This window comes from Oceanobacillus sp. FSL K6-0118 (genome assembly GCF_038006665.1).
GTDB classification, from domain to species: domain Bacteria; phylum Bacillota; class Bacilli; order Bacillales; family Amphibacillaceae; genus Oceanobacillus; species Oceanobacillus caeni.
Genome location: NZ_JBBOVR010000001.1, coordinates 2,768,205 through 2,782,276, shown reverse-complemented (window position 1 = coordinate 2,782,276; position 14,072 = coordinate 2,768,205). Strand labels below are relative to the sequence as shown.

Sequence of the window (14,072 nt, the reverse complement as noted above, 5' to 3'; positions counted from 1 at the left end):
GATTTTAGATGATAGAAGAAAAACTTAACCAAGAACTAATGGAATTAAAAACGAAAATGAGAAAAAAGAAAAAGTGGCAATTACAAATTGTAGATTATGAAAATGAACTTACGGCAATTGAAGAAAATATATCATTTCTCTCCAATCAATTAAAGGAAGAAGAAAAAGATGTGGAAAAGTTAGAGGGTTTAAGTTTTTCCAATTTGGTCCAAACCTTGTTAGGCAATAAGGTAGAAAAACTGGAAAAAGAAAAACAGGAAGTCCTTACTGTTCAAATCCAATTAAACGAGGCAAAGAAACATAAAAAGGATGTTGAATTAGAAATAAGTAATCTTCAATACCGTATTGAAAAAATGGGAGATGTAGAATATCGTTATAACGAAATTTTTACTAAAAAAGAAGGAATCATTAAACAAAGTGCATCTTCCACTACATTATTTGAATTTAGTGAACAGGAAGAAGACTTAAGAGCATACATAGAAGAATTAGATGAAGCTTTAATAGCTGGAAATAAAGCGAAAGCTGACCTCGATATTGCAGGAGATTCAATAGATAATGCTGCGACATGGGGAGTATTCGATATGTTTGGAGGTGGTGCAATATCTGGGCTCTTGAAACATAGTAATATGGATGAAGCTATGGAAGCTATTAACCGTGCACAAAAAAGCTTACGTAAGTTTCAAAAGGAATTATTAGATGTAGAAGCGGATTTAAATATTTCGATAGATATTTCAAGTATGTTGAAATTTGCCGACTTTTTCTTGGATAATTTCTTCACTGATTATTTGGTTCAAGAAAGAATTAATGAATCACAGGATCAAATTAGTCAAAAACAGTTAGAAGTAGGTCGAATCGTTGAAAATATAAAAGAACAGATTCATTTAAAAGAGAATGAACTTGAACAAGTTGTTCTAGACCGTAGACGATTTGTAGAAGATTTTTAAAAGGGGAAAGCGTTGGTAGATAAACCAACGCTTTTGTAACTTATTTGATATTCTGTAAAGGGAATTCTGCTGATACTTCAACTCCGTCTAATATGAGTAATGTTGAATCTAGCGCATGTTTTTTTACTTTAGCAAAATTTGCTCCGTTCTTTATTTGGTAAGATACGTAAAAATAAGACTCGCTGTTCGGTTCGAAAAAGCCTCTACTGCCACTGCTCAAAGAAAGCATTTTTTGATGTTTTGTATTCTCTTCCATTTCCATTAAACCAGCTAGTTCTTCATTAGGCTTAACTACTAGTTCAATTCCGTATGGATGGCTTCCTGGGTAATCAAATTCGCTTTTAATAGGTTCGTTTCCATTATTTTTAATTTCAAAGTCGTAACGCAATTCATGGTTTGCCTCATCGACCGTTGTTTCAATTTTTGTAATCTCTAGGTTCTCAGCGTGATCAAAACCCGTTAGAAAAATAAACAAAAAGACAATAGGGAATAATACTTTTTTCATAAATAGCCTCCTAGGAAAACTGTTTCTTACTAGTATTTGGAAAAGGAGAGCTTTTATGCAAAAAAACACGCCATATTAAGGCGTGTTATAAAACGTATGCGTAGATACAAATAAAGTGAAAGAGACTTCCAAACAAAATGAAAAGGTGAAAAATCTCATGAAATCCCCAATTTTTAAATTGAAGGAACTTTGGTTTAAATCCGTATATAAGTCCGCCTACTGTATAAAAAGCACCACCTAAAATAAGAAAAGTCATTCCACCAATACCTAATCCAGGTGCTAATTCTCCGGTGAAAAAGACAACAAGCCATCCCATTCCTAGGTAAATCGCAGTAGATAGCCAACGCGGGGAGTGGAACCAAGTTAATTTAAACGTTACCCCTAATATAGCAAGACCATTTACGATAAAAAACAATATCCATCCAAGTTTCGTTCCTTGTAGTGTAATTAAACAAAATGGAGTGTACGTCCCAGCAATAAGAACAAAAATCATGGAATGGTCAATTTTTCTTAGGAAAGCTATAACACGGTCTTTAGCTATTACCATATGGTATGTAGCGGATGCCGAGTATAATAAAATCATACTTACCCCAAAAATAATAACAGCTGTAGTGACGAGCCAAGAACCGGAAGTAATTACTGCCTTTACAATCATTGCTACCAAACCAAAAACTGCTAAAATTGCTCCAATTAAATGGGTCCATGTGTTAATAGGTTCCCGTATATAAGAATTCATTTACTTATTCCTCCACTTCAACATGTAGTTTCGAAAACTATATATCAATCATACACGTATTGTTATCATGTAGTCAATGTTTTACTAAATAAAATATTTATTTTATAATAAAAGAAAATACAATAGGGGTTTATTATAATGCAAAATATAGATGAACTATTAGAAAAACTATATCTGGATACTCAATTAACAATAGAGGAAATACCTGATATAGATTTATATATGGACCAAGTGATTCAGTTATTCGAAAATAAGTTTTCCCAAACGAAGCGGAATGATGAAGAAAAAATACTTACCAAAACAATGATTAATAATTATGCTAAGGGTAAGTTATTTTTCCCTGTAAAGAATAAAAAATATTCAAAAGAACATATCATGCTTATCAGTATGATCTATCAAATGAAGAGTTCGTTATCTATAAATGATATCAAGAAAACATTGTCACCATTAAATAAAAAAGTTTTAGCAGAAGAGTTTTCTTTGGAGGATGTATACAATACTTATATTACTTCTAATGAGAAAAATGTGGAGCAATTTAAAAATGATAGTTCAGATATTTACAAAGAGATAGAAGATAAAATGATGGATGATAAGGATGAAGAGTATTTAAGAAAACTTCTGCTAGTTGCATCTTTTACACATATGAGTAATTTATTTCGAAGGGCCGCGGAGAAAATAGTGGATGAAATAGAAGAATAAAATCATTCTAATATTAAAGGAGTGGAAAAAATGAGTACATATCCAAAAGTTAACGAAACAAAGGAATTAATCAAGGAACTTGTTTCTATCCCAAGTCCATCTGGAAATACCGCTAAAGTCATACAATTTGTTGAGGAATATTTGAACAGTTTAAACGTAGATACAAAACGAAATCGGAAAGGTGGGTTAATTGCTACTATCCCTGGTAAAGTAGAAAATGAACATCGGATGTTAACAGCTCATGTTGATACATTAGGTGCTATGGTAAAAGAAGTAAAAAAGAATGGCAGGCTTCGTTTAGATTTAATTGGTGGATTTCGCTACAATTCAATTGAAGGAGAATATTGTGAAATTCACACTACAACAGGAAAGAAATATACAGGAACTATTTTGATGCATCAAACTTCTGTGCATGTATATAAAAATGCAGGAGAAGCGGAGCGTAATCAAAAAAACATGGAAGTTAGAATTGATGCGAAAGTGAAAAATGCAGATGATGTACGTGAACTAGGAATTGAAGTTGGAGATTTCGTTTCTTTTAATCCTCGAATAGAACTTACCGAAAATGGATTTATTAAGTCACGTCATTTGGATGATAAGGCAAGTGTGGCTATACTTCTTCAATTAATAAAACGGATAAAAGAAGAAAGTATTACTCTTCCATATACAACCCATTTTCTTATTTCTAACAATGAAGAAATAGGCTATGGAGGTAATTCAAATATTACCCCAGAAACAGTGGAATATTTAGCAGTGGATATGGGTGCAATGGGAGATGGACAATCTACAGATGAATATACCGTATCCATTTGTGTGAAAGATGCAAGTGGTCCTTATCATTATGAATTAAGGAAACATCTTGTCAGGTTAGCCGAGGAAAATAATATCGGTTATAAGCTAGATATTTATCCATATTATGGTTCAGATGCTTCTGCTGCGATTCGTTCCGGATATGATATTGTACATGGATTAATTGGACCTGGGATTGATTCCTCTCATGCTTTTGAGAGAACCCATGAAGATTCATTAAAGGAAACAGAGAATTTGCTTTATCATTATGTACAATCTAAAATGATTTCTATATAAAAGACAAGCGGACTTACCAGTGTGGTAGGTTCGCTTTTTCATAAAGAGGTGGATTACAAATGAAATTAAGTATATTAGACCAGTCCCCAATTTCTAAAGGAAAGACTCCGAAAGACGCTTTAGAGGCATCCATTGAACTTGCCAAACTGACTGACGAACTTGGTTACCACCGTTATTGGGTAGCAGAGCATCATGATTTAGGCGGTTTAGCGTCACCGGCTCCAGATATCTTATTAGGAATTATTGGTTCGCAAACAGAACAAATCCGCATTGGTTCAGGTGCAGTATTGTTACCAAACTATAGTCCCTATCATATTGCTGAAAGATATAATGAACTTGCAACATTGTATCCAAATAGGGTGGACTTGGGACTTGGAAGAGCACCTGGTGGATCCGCAGAAGTTTCGATAGCACTTGCTGGAAACTTTTTAGAAAAGGTCCGGATGTATCCAAAATTAGTGGATGAAGTTATTCTTTTTTTACATCAAGATTTTCCAAGTGATCATATGTATGCGAAAGTCTCTGCAACTCCAGTACCAAAAACACCTCCAGTACCATGGTTATTAGGAACGAGTAATAAGAGTGCAAAGTTAGCGATTGAAAAAAGGTTACCATTTGTGTTTGGTCATTTTATGAGTAATGAAGATGGACCATCTATCGTCAAAGAGTATATGAAAAATGTTCTTAATGGGAAGTCTAATGTGATTGTTACCGTTTCTGCGATTTGTGCAGAGACGACAGAAGAAGCGGAAGAAATAGCAATGAGCAATTATTTGTGGAAAATATTACAAGACAAGGGAGAAGGAAAAGAAGGTGTTCCTTCCATTGAAGAAGCTAAAGCATATCCATATTCATTGGAGGAAAAGGAAAGAATAGAAAGAATGAAACAAAACCAAATCGTAGGGAATCCTTCTCAAGTTCGGGAGCAACTAGAGAACTTACAATCCGAATATGAAGTCGACGAATTAATGATTGTAACTATTACCCATAGCTACGAAGCTCGAAAAAAATCGTATCAGCTCTTAGCAGAGGAATTTGGTTTCTCCTACTTAAACGGGCAATAAGACTCCCACCCCAAGCTCTGGCGAAACAAAGACATTAGGTGGGGCCTCTATATAAACATTTATATAACGTGAAGAATTAAATAACCTGATATTTTTATGAAGCTTGGGTAATTTGTGTATCCAAGCTTTTTATAATCGATCAATGAGTGCCTAAACGCCTGGGGAAATCCTAATTATTCGTTGATTATTCTTAACCCGCCATAACTATTTACCTCGCCTAAACGGGCAGTAAGACCTCTTCCTCAAGCTCATAAGAACTTAAACTTCCACAGTTATTTCCTTCATCCAAACACAAGTATTACCCCAAATACGCCTCAAGTCCTATACGAAAATATTCCTCAGGATCATTATAAGAAAACGTAAATTTCGTTAAGATGGAATCAAGATAAGGAAGGAGGAAAAACATGAAAAAATTTATGTTGTTTGCTGGAGGATTGGTTGCATTACTACTTCTTTTGGCAAATCTTGGATCAATGGTTTTATTAGGACTATCCGTTTGGTTGCTATACATTGTCTTCAAGAAGTTTGTTAGAAGTGAGTCAATTTTCGGGAAAATAGGTTGGGCTATTTTAGGCCTAATTATCGCTAGTATCGCCTTTTCCAATTTATATGCGGTAATTGGTTTGGTCGCAGCCTACGCATTGTATGTAATATATAAAAATTGGAACAAGGAAGACGATGACCCAGTAGTTCGTGTGATAGAAGATGATGATCCATTTACAAACTTTGAGCGCGAGTGGGCAGAATTAAATAAATAATTAAAGGAGCGGATTTTAATGGCAAATATTTTTACAAGAATTAAAAATGCAGTGGAAGCAGACTTACATGATGTTTTGGATAAAAAAGAACAGAAGAATCCGATTAAAGCTTTGAACCAATATTTACGTCAAGCCGAACAAGAAACGGAAAAAGTAAGAAGATTAATTGATCGTCAATACAAATTAAAAGAAGAGTTTACAAAGGAATTTGAAAAAGCAACTCATTTTGCTGAAAAACGCTTAAACCAAGCGAAAGTTGCTGAAAAGGCAAATGAAGTGGAAATGTTCGAATTTGCGATGAAGGAACACGAAGAATACAAAAATCGTGCAGACCGAATGAAAGTTTCCAAAAATGAAGCGATAGAACAATTAGATAAGCTAGAGCAAAAATATGAAGAAATGAAACATCGCTTAAAAGATATGCATTTAAGAAGAATGGATTTAATGGGTCGAGAAAATATTGCCCATGCTAACCATCAAATTAATAAAGTAATGCAACATTCAGCTGAAGAACCATATTCAAGATTCTCAGAAATGGAACGTTATATTGAAGGGCTGGAGTACAAAGTGAATCAATCTTATTTCCGAAGCACCTTTGATGGCAAAATAGACAAGCTAGAAAAAGAATTAAAAGAAAAAGAGATGGAAATATAATATTCATACAGTCATTGGTAAATCATGGTATAATACAGGCGTAACTTACGCCTGTATTCGTATATAATGAAAAGGGGAGGGGATAAAGTGTTAAAACGTTTTCGTACAGATACATTTAACTGGATTTTAATTATTGGCCTTATCCTCCTCATTTTTGAAATGATTTTTTTCCATGGTGGAGCCTTATTTCAGGTGTTTTTTTCCGCCCTTTTTCTGTACATTGGTTGGAAAAACTTTCACAAATTATGGGGGAAAATTCTATTTTGGATTTTCCTAATTAGTTTTATATTTTCGTTATTTAATATTTTAGCCGTTCGATTCTTGATTGTGACGGTACTCGTTTTATGGATTCTTGATTATGCCAAAAAGAAAAAAGAGGATGAGTTTATTACACCGACACTTCCAGGAGAAGAAGTGAAACAAGGTACCATCATTCAAATGGAGCCGTTATTTGATCACACGTTATTTGAGGATCAAAAAACAGAAGAAACTGCTTATGGCTGGAGAGATATTAATATCCATAGCGTTTTTGGGGATAAAATAATCGATTTAACGAATACCGTTTTACCAAATGATACAGCCGTTATTTCGATGAGGCATTTTATGGGGAATATTGAAATCTATGTCCCTTATGAAGTAGAAGTTAGTATTCATCATAGCTCAGTTTTTGGTCGAGCTCATATTCTTGGTGAACATCATTGGAAACTAATGAATAAATCATTATTCTATCAGACGGAAAATTATGGTCGGTCTTTTCCTAGAGTAAAAATTATCACCTCAATCTTTTCTGGAGATATTGAGGTGAAGCGAATATGAATATTATTATTAGGCATATATTTACTTCTGTATTGTTTTCCATTTTACTTTCCGCTGCAATTATAAGTATAACATTCCTGTTTTTTCCTTTAAAAGAATGGATGCTGATTTGGAATGAAAAGCTTGGTAGTGTATCTTATTTACTTTGGATTATCGGAATTACCATTGTAACGGGGATTATTTTTGGCGTAACGATTGGAGTATATTGGAAACAACGGGTTTATGAGGTCGAACGTGATTTAGATGAATTAATAAAAGGGAAAAAACTTGCGATGTCTGATGACTCATATAGAGAAATGGAACAGGTAAGACATAAAATGTATGAGTTACAAGAAAAAATGAAGAAACAAGTAGAGTTGTCCCAGCGTTTGGCAACCGAACGAACAGAGGAAAGAGAGAAAGGTTTGCAAGAAATTGTAGAACAGGAGAGGAATCGTTTGGCAAGAGAGCTTCACGATTCTGTTAGCCAACAATTATTTGCATCTTCCATGATGATGTCCGCTATAAATGAATCTAACCCACCAAGTGACCAAAAGATGAAAGATCAATTACGAATGGTAGAAAAAATGATTCATCAGTCCCAATTAGAAATGCGAGCATTATTATTGCATCTTCGACCGGTCGCACTAAAAGGAAAAACATTACAAGAAGGCATAGAGGAGCTATTACGTGAGCTTACACAAAAAGTACCAATGGAAATCACGCAAAAAATAGAACAGTTCCCAATGGATAAAGGAGTAGAAGATCAGCTATTCCGTATTCTTCAAGAGTCTTTGTCCAACACCTTAAGACATGCGAAGGCGACGAATTTAAGCGTATTGTTAATCGTAAGAGATGAAACGATTATTTTTCGTGTAGTTGATAATGGAGTGGGATTTGATATGGAAAGTATGAAAACAGGCTCTTATGGATTACAAAATATGCGTGAGCGTGCTTATGAAGTTGGTGGAACCTTTAAATTAGTTAGTTTACCAAATCAGGGGACACAACTAGAAGTAAAAGTACCTATATTAGAAAAGGTGGAGGAACAAAATGATTAGAGTATTGTTTGCGGACGATCATGAAATGGTTCGTATCGGAGTTTCGTCATATCTTTCTGCCCAATCTGATATCGAAGTGGTTGCTGAGGCTGATGATGGAGCTCCCGCAGTAAAATTGGCACTAGAACTTAAACCAGATATAATTTTGATGGATCTCGTAATGAAAGAGATGGACGGTATCGAAGCAACGAAACAGATTATTCAAGCGTGGCCAGAAGCGAAAATAATTATTGTTACGAGTTTTCTGGACGATGAAAAAGTTTACCCTGCATTAGAAGCTGGTGCAACAAGTTATATGCTAAAGACATCAAAAGCAGATGAAATTGCAAAAGCAATACGTGCAACGTACGAAGGGCAATCCATATTGGAACCGGAAGTAACGGGGAAAATTATGACAAAAATGAGGAACAAAACTAAAACCGAATTATTTCATCAATTAACAGATAGAGAAATGGAAGTTTTGTTATTAATGGCAGAAGGAAAATCAAATCAAGACATTGCGAATGAGTTGTTTATTTCGTTAAAAACAGTAAAAGTACATGTTAGTAATATTTTAGGAAAATTAGAAGTACAGGATCGCACGCAGGCTGTTATTTATGCGTTTAAACATGATTTAGTGGAGTAGAAGGGTGGCTTTTATATAAGTCCGCTTTCTACTCCCTTTTATTTTACATTTTTTAAATAATCACCCATTAAGTGCAGCATTTCAATATTTTGCCTCAACCCAGAAAGGGATTTTCAAATAATTTTAAAAAAAGGGGTTGATTTTTTTGAAATTATCGAATAGACTGTATTATAACAACAAATGATAGTTGAATAACTGTTATATAAGAGAGGTGAAAGTAATGGAGAAAGTCAACTGTCCAGAGTGTGGAAAAGAAGTAGATGCAAAAAGTTATGTAATGGTTTGTGATTATTGTCTTTCCAAAAGAGAGGACTAATTTTTTTGAATATGATGTTGTACAACAGATGTGATATAAAATACTTGTAATATAACATAAATGATTTGAAATATAATGGGGATTAGGGGTGTAAAAGTGGAAACAATTTACTGTCCAGAATGTGGAAAAGAAGTAGATGCAAAAAGCTATTCAATGGTTTGTGATTATTGTCTTTCCAAAAGAGAAGATTAATTTTTTTGTATAAATTGTTATATAACAATTTGATTAAGGTGAATCTACACTATAACAAAGGAGAGGGAGTTATGCTAAATACTTCAGAAATAAAAAGCAATCAGAAAAACAGATTTGGAGAAATTCTTACACCAGAGGCAATGGAATTTATCGAGCAGCTTCATTATCATTTTGATGAACGTCGAAGGGGATTGTTAAAAAGGCGTGAGGAACTACAACAGAAGTTAAATCAAGGTATGACACTTGATTTTCTTAAAGAAACAGAAAGCATAAGAAATGGTAATTGGGTGATTAATCCTATTCCAAAGGATTTACAAGATCGCCGGGTAGAAATAACAGGACCAGTTGACCGAAAAATGATTATCAATGCTTTAAATTCAGGAGCTAAAACATTTATGGCAGATTTTGAGGATGCAACCTCACCAACTTGGGAAAATATGATTCAAGGTCAAATTAATTTAAGAGATGCCATTAGACGTGAAATAGATTTTACAGCAAATAATGGAAAAGATTATAAATTGAATGAGGAAACAGCGGTATTAATCGTTCGTCCAAGAGGATGGCATTTAGAAGAGAATAATCTTCACTATGAAGGTAGACCGATGTCTGGTAGTTTAGTAGATTTTGGACTTTATTTTTATCATAATTCGAAAGAGCTACTACGTCGGGGAAGCGGACCATATTTTTACCTACCTAAGTTGGAAAACCATTATGAAGCAAGATTATGGAATGACGTTTTTATTTACGCGCAAAACCATCTTGAAATTCCACAAGGCACTATAAAGGCGACTGTTCTAATTGAAACTATTACCGCTGCGTTCGAAATGGATGAAATCTTATATGAACTAAAAGAACATTCAGCGGGGTTAAATTGTGGAAGATGGGATTATATTTTTAGTTTTATAAAAAAGTTTCAAAATCATAAGGATGTTATTTTTCCCAATCGTTCTATTGTAACAATGGAAGTTCCATTTATGAGGGCTTACTCATTGCTAGCAATTAAGACTTGTCATAAGCGAAATGCTCCGGCAATCGGTGGAATGGCAGCACAAATCCCGGTAAAAAATGATGAGCAAGCGAACAAAGTTGCATTTCAAAAAGTTCGAGCTGACAAAGAAAGAGAGGTAAGGGATGGTCATGATGGTACGTGGGTTGCCCACCCAGGAATGGTTGAACTTGTAAAGGAAATATTTAATGAAAGAATGCCGACTCCAAATCAAATTTTTAATAAAAGAGAAGATGTAGAGGTAACGGCTGAAAAGTTATTGGAAGTTCCTACAGGAGAAATTACCGAAGAAGGAGTTCGAACAAATATTAATGTAGGGATTCTTTATACAGCTGCGTGGTTGAGTGGTATGGGCGCTGTACCTATTAACAATCTAATGGAGGATGCAGCGACAGCAGAAATCTCAAGAGCACAAATATGGCAGTGGATAAGACATCCTAAAGGAAAAATAGGTAATAAAATAGATATTACGGAGCAAATGGTTGCAACGTTAATCGATGAGGAACTGATGAAAATAAGAGAGCAAGTTGGAGAGGATGCATTTACAACAGGAAATTATGAAAAAGCTGCAACTATTTTTAGTGAATTGGTTATGCAAGAAGAATTTGCAGAGTTTCTAACAATACCAGCATATGAACAGTTAAATAATGAGGGGGAATAAAAATGGAAATGAATCGGGCGGAAAAATTAAAAAACGATTGGGATACAAATCCTAGATGGAGAGGAATTGAAAGACCATATACTGCAGAAGATGTTATTCGTTTACGGGGTTCTATAGATATAGAACATACATTAGCAACTCGTGGTGCAAATAAACTTTGGGAATCTATTAATGGGGAAGGATATATCCACGCTTTAGGGGCACTAACTGGAAACCAGGCTGTTCAACAGGTTAAAGCGGGATTGAAAGCTATATATTTAAGTGGGTGGCAAGTAGCTGCAGATGCAAATATGGCTGGACAAATGTATCCAGATCAAAGTCTATATCCAGTGAATAGTGTACCTAATGTTGTAAAGCGAATTAATCAAGCATTGCAACGTGCAGATCAAATTCATAGTGCAGAAGGAAATGAAGAAATTGATTGGTTTGTGCCGATAGTAGCTGATGCGGAAGCTGGTTTTGGCGGTCAATTGAATGTATTTGAATTGATGAAGTCTATGATTGAATCAGGTGCATCAGGTGTTCACTTTGAAGATCAATTATCGTCAGAGAAGAAATGTGGTCATCTTGGTGGGAAAGTATTACTTCCAACTCAAACAGCAGTTCGAAATTTAATTGCAGCAAGATTGGCAGCTGATGTAATGGGGACACCAACAATTATTATCGCAAGAACAGATGCAAATGCTGCAGATCTAATAACAAGTGATGTGGACCCTTATGATGAACCATTTTTAACAGGAAGTCGAACAACAGAAGGATTTTTCCGTACCCGTTCAGGAATTGACCAAGCGATTTCGCGTGGTCTAGCGTATGCCCCATATGCTGATCTGATTTGGTGCGAAACTTCTGAACCGAATATTGAAGAAGCACAAAGATTTGCTGATGCAATTCATGAAAAATATCCAACTAAACTATTAGCATATAATTGCTCCCCTTCATTTAATTGGAAGCAAAAATTAACAGATACGGAGATTGCTAGTTTTCAAAATAAATTAGGAGAAATGGGTTATAAATTCCAATTTGTAACACTTGCTGGATTTCATGCATTAAACCATAGTATGTTTGAATTAGCGAGAAAATATCGCGAAGAAGGAATGGTTGCCTATTCTGAATTACAGCAAGCTGAATTTGCAAGTGAACGTTATGGATATTCTGCTACAAGACATCAACGTGAAGTTGGTACAGGGTATTTCGATGAAGTTGCACAAGTAATCTCAGGTGGGACTTCCTCCACTACTGCACTACAAGGCTCCACCGAAATGGAACAATTTTCAAGTTAATTAAATAGATAACAACGGTATTCGCAAAGAAATAAGAGGGATACCGTTGTTTTTTTTATAGTATTATCGATTTCTGTCGCTTTTGAAACATAATTGTAACATTAATATAATATGTGTGAAACCTTTTGATGTTATACTACGACATGTTGAATATGAAAGATTTATACATATATAATAGAAAACTTGTGATAGATTTATAGAAAAAAATATGAAATTACTTGAATGGTAAAGGAAGCGGGGAAGTAAGATTGAAAAAAACAATGATAGCATTGTCTACGGTTGCTGTAATTGGCTTTAGCAGTCCAGCATTATTAAATACGGTTCATGCAGAAACCAAAGCGGAATTAACTGTAAAACAAGAAGAAATTCAAAATCAACGTGGGGATCTTAAAGCAAAGCTTTCAGATGCAGAAAGCCAAATTGCAGATGTCCTATTTCAATTAAATGATTTACAAGAAGAAATTGATCGTGTAAATCGTGCATTAGAAGAAAATCAAGGAAAGATGAATAAGACGGAAGGGGACATTTCCGCAACAGAAGAGAAAATAAAAGGATTGGAAGATGAAATTGCTAAGCTTGAGGAAGCAATTGAAAAACGTTATGATATTTTGAAAGAACGTATGAAATCTTATCAACAATCTGGTGGTTCTGTTAATTATTTGGAAGTTATTTTTGGCTCAGCCGACTTTTCAGATTTTGTTAGTCGAGTGAACGCAGTATCAAAAATTACAGAATCTGATCAAAATTTAATAGATGCACAAGAAAGAGATAAACAAAAAGTTGAAGAGAATAAAAAATCCTTAGAGGACGAGCTTGAAGGATTAAAAGAGAAAAAAGAAGAATTAAAAGGTATGCAAGAAACAATTAATGAGCAAAAAAGTCAAAAGGAAAGTAAAGCAAAAGAATTAAAAAATGAACAACAAAAATTAGAAGATCTAAAAACAGAGTTAAACTTGGAAGATAATGAATTGGCTTCACTTGAAGCAGAAGTAAAAGAAAACATGCAAACAATAACAGAACCGGCAAAAGAGACTCAAGTTGCAAATGTAAGTTCATCATCCAGTGAACAAGTTACAACTCAAAGTCAAGAAAGTAAATCTAGCGAGCCATCCAGTAAATCTGGTGAATCATCCGGTAAATCTGACGAATCATCTAGTAAATCTAGTGAACCATCCAGTAAGTCTAGTGAATCATCTAGCAAATCAACAAAATCAGAAACAAGTAGTAAGCAGGGCGACTCAAACACAGATACAAAATCAAGTGGAGGCATTCAGGCAGCTATCAATGCTGGGTTTGGTCATATAGGTACTCCATATGTATGGGGTGGTAAAGCTCCAGGTGGTTTTGATTGCTCCGGGTTCGTATCATGGGCATTTGCACAAGCAGGAATATCTATTCCATCAAGTACATCTGCGTTACAAAGTGTAGGTACAAAGGTTTCTTATAGTGAAGCACAGCCTGGTGATTTAGTATTTTTTGATACGTATAAAACAAATGGACATGTTGGTATCTACTTAGGTGGAGGTCAATTCATCGGTGCACAAAATTCCACTGGTTTAGACGTAGCAAATATGTCTAGTGGATACTGGAAAGATCACTTCTCTGGACATGTTCGACGAGTAAGATAAAATTGTAAAACAAATAGAAAAACCACCTAAATGAGGTGGTTTTTTTATTTGTGAAAGATAAA

Annotated in this window: 14 protein-coding genes; 12 read left to right on the top strand and 2 right to left on the bottom strand. The window is 34.7% G+C overall.

Annotated elements, in window-relative coordinates; genetic code table 11:
- The first annotated feature begins 8 nt into the window (after positions 1 to 8).
- Positions 9 to 944, top strand: coding sequence for a hypothetical protein (locus MHI02_RS14230; protein ID WP_060667553.1), 936 nt, complete (start codon positions 9 to 11; stop codon positions 942 to 944).
- Between the two features lie 40 nt (positions 945 to 984).
- Here the strand turns inward: MHI02_RS14230 and MHI02_RS14225 are convergent, their stop codons facing one another.
- On the bottom strand, positions 985 to 1,449 hold the full coding sequence (locus MHI02_RS14225; RefSeq protein ID WP_047184667.1) for a hypothetical protein: 465 nt from the start codon (positions 1,447 to 1,449) through the stop codon (positions 985 to 987).
- 85 nt (positions 1,450 to 1,534) lie between these two features.
- Positions 1,535 to 2,185 (bottom strand): PAQR family membrane homeostasis protein TrhA, encoded by a 651-nt coding sequence (gene trhA / locus MHI02_RS14220; protein ID WP_047184666.1) that lies wholly within the window; start codon positions 2,183 to 2,185, stop codon positions 1,535 to 1,537.
- Positions 2,186 to 2,323: 138 nt separating this feature from the next.
- Here trhA and MHI02_RS14215 point away from each other — a divergent pair, with 138 nt between their 5' ends.
- The 11 genes from MHI02_RS14215 (at position 2,324) to MHI02_RS14160 (ending at position 14,010) form a co-directional block, all read left to right on the top strand.
- Positions 2,324 to 2,884, top strand: a complete 561-nt coding sequence (locus tag MHI02_RS14215) for a DUF1836 domain-containing protein (RefSeq protein WP_047184665.1) — start codon at positions 2,324 to 2,326, stop codon at positions 2,882 to 2,884.
- A 30-nt stretch (positions 2,885 to 2,914) separates the two neighbouring features.
- Entirely contained in the window at positions 2,915 to 3,970 is a 1,056-nt protein-coding gene (locus tag MHI02_RS14210) for a M42 family metallopeptidase (RefSeq protein ID WP_047184664.1), read from the top strand.
- A 59-nt stretch (positions 3,971 to 4,029) separates the two neighbouring features.
- Positions 4,030 to 5,034: an LLM class flavin-dependent oxidoreductase gene (locus tag MHI02_RS14205; RefSeq protein ID WP_328150079.1), complete on the top strand. Its 1,005-nt coding sequence runs from the start codon at positions 4,030 to 4,032 to the stop codon at positions 5,032 to 5,034.
- A 404-nt stretch (positions 5,035 to 5,438) separates the two neighbouring features.
- Positions 5,439 to 5,792 carry a lmo0954 family membrane protein gene (locus tag MHI02_RS14200; protein ID WP_047184662.1) on the top strand — a complete coding sequence of 118 codons (354 nt, stop codon included), beginning with the start codon at positions 5,439 to 5,441 and terminating at the stop codon, positions 5,790 to 5,792.
- Positions 5,793 to 5,810: 18 nt separating this feature from the next.
- Entirely contained in the window at positions 5,811 to 6,446 is a 636-nt protein-coding gene (locus MHI02_RS14195) for a PspA/IM30 family protein (protein WP_047184661.1), read from the top strand.
- Positions 6,447 to 6,533: 87 nt separating this feature from the next.
- Positions 6,534 to 7,262, top strand: coding sequence for a cell wall-active antibiotics response protein LiaF (gene liaF, locus MHI02_RS14190; RefSeq protein ID WP_341165996.1), 729 nt, complete (start codon positions 6,534 to 6,536; stop codon positions 7,260 to 7,262).
- Positions 7,259 to 8,302, top strand: coding sequence for a sensor histidine kinase (locus tag MHI02_RS14185; RefSeq protein ID WP_047184659.1), 1,044 nt, complete (start codon positions 7,259 to 7,261; stop codon positions 8,300 to 8,302). The genes liaF and MHI02_RS14185 overlap by 4 nt, the downstream gene beginning before the upstream one ends.
- Positions 8,295 to 8,927, top strand: a complete 633-nt coding sequence (locus tag MHI02_RS14180; protein ID WP_047184658.1) for a response regulator transcription factor — start codon at positions 8,295 to 8,297, stop codon at positions 8,925 to 8,927. The genes MHI02_RS14185 and MHI02_RS14180 overlap by 8 nt, the downstream gene beginning before the upstream one ends.
- A 579-nt stretch (positions 8,928 to 9,506) precedes the next feature.
- On the top strand, positions 9,507 to 11,102 hold the full coding sequence (aceB, locus tag MHI02_RS14170; protein WP_047184657.1) for a malate synthase A: 1,596 nt from the start codon (positions 9,507 to 9,509) through the stop codon (positions 11,100 to 11,102).
- A 2-nt stretch (positions 11,103 to 11,104) separates the two neighbouring features.
- On the top strand, positions 11,105 to 12,382 hold the full coding sequence (gene aceA, locus MHI02_RS14165; protein WP_047184656.1) for an isocitrate lyase: 1,278 nt from the start codon (positions 11,105 to 11,107) through the stop codon (positions 12,380 to 12,382).
- Positions 12,383 to 12,630: 248 nt separating this feature from the next.
- Complete coding sequence (locus MHI02_RS14160) at positions 12,631 to 14,010, top strand: C40 family peptidase (protein WP_341165995.1); 1,380 nt, start codon at positions 12,631 to 12,633, stop codon at positions 14,008 to 14,010.
- The last annotated feature ends 62 nt before the right edge of the window (positions 14,011 to 14,072 follow it).

What these genes read in the sequence shown, in the direction of transcription:
- MHI02_RS14215 (WP_047184665.1), top strand. Translation starts at nt 2,324, where the DNA reads ATGCAAAATATAGATGAACTATTAGAAAAACTATATCTGGATACTCAA.
- MHI02_RS14180 (WP_047184658.1), top strand. Translation starts at nt 8,295, where the DNA reads ATGATTAGAGTATTGTTTGCGGACGATCATGAAATGGTTCGTATCGGA.
- MHI02_RS14230 (WP_060667553.1), top strand. Translation starts at nt 9, where the DNA reads ATGATAGAAGAAAAACTTAACCAAGAACTAATGGAATTAAAAACGAAA.
- aceA (WP_047184656.1), top strand. Translation starts at nt 11,105, where the DNA reads ATGGAAATGAATCGGGCGGAAAAATTAAAAAACGATTGGGATACAAAT.
- MHI02_RS14195 (WP_047184661.1), top strand. Translation starts at nt 5,811, where the DNA reads ATGGCAAATATTTTTACAAGAATTAAAAATGCAGTGGAAGCAGACTTA.
- MHI02_RS14200 (WP_047184662.1), top strand. Translation starts at nt 5,439, where the DNA reads ATGAAAAAATTTATGTTGTTTGCTGGAGGATTGGTTGCATTACTACTT.
- MHI02_RS14210 (WP_047184664.1), top strand. Translation starts at nt 2,915, where the DNA reads ATGAGTACATATCCAAAAGTTAACGAAACAAAGGAATTAATCAAGGAA.
- aceB (WP_047184657.1), top strand. Translation starts at nt 9,507, where the DNA reads ATGCTAAATACTTCAGAAATAAAAAGCAATCAGAAAAACAGATTTGGA.
- MHI02_RS14185 (WP_047184659.1), top strand. Translation starts at nt 7,259, where the DNA reads ATGAATATTATTATTAGGCATATATTTACTTCTGTATTGTTTTCCATT.
- MHI02_RS14225 (WP_047184667.1), bottom strand. Translation starts at nt 1,449, where the DNA reads ATGAAAAAAGTATTATTCCCTATTGTCTTTTTGTTTATTTTTCTAACG.
- MHI02_RS14205 (WP_328150079.1), top strand. Translation starts at nt 4,030, where the DNA reads ATGAAATTAAGTATATTAGACCAGTCCCCAATTTCTAAAGGAAAGACT.
- trhA (WP_047184666.1), bottom strand. Translation starts at nt 2,185, where the DNA reads ATGAATTCTTATATACGGGAACCTATTAACACATGGACCCATTTAATT.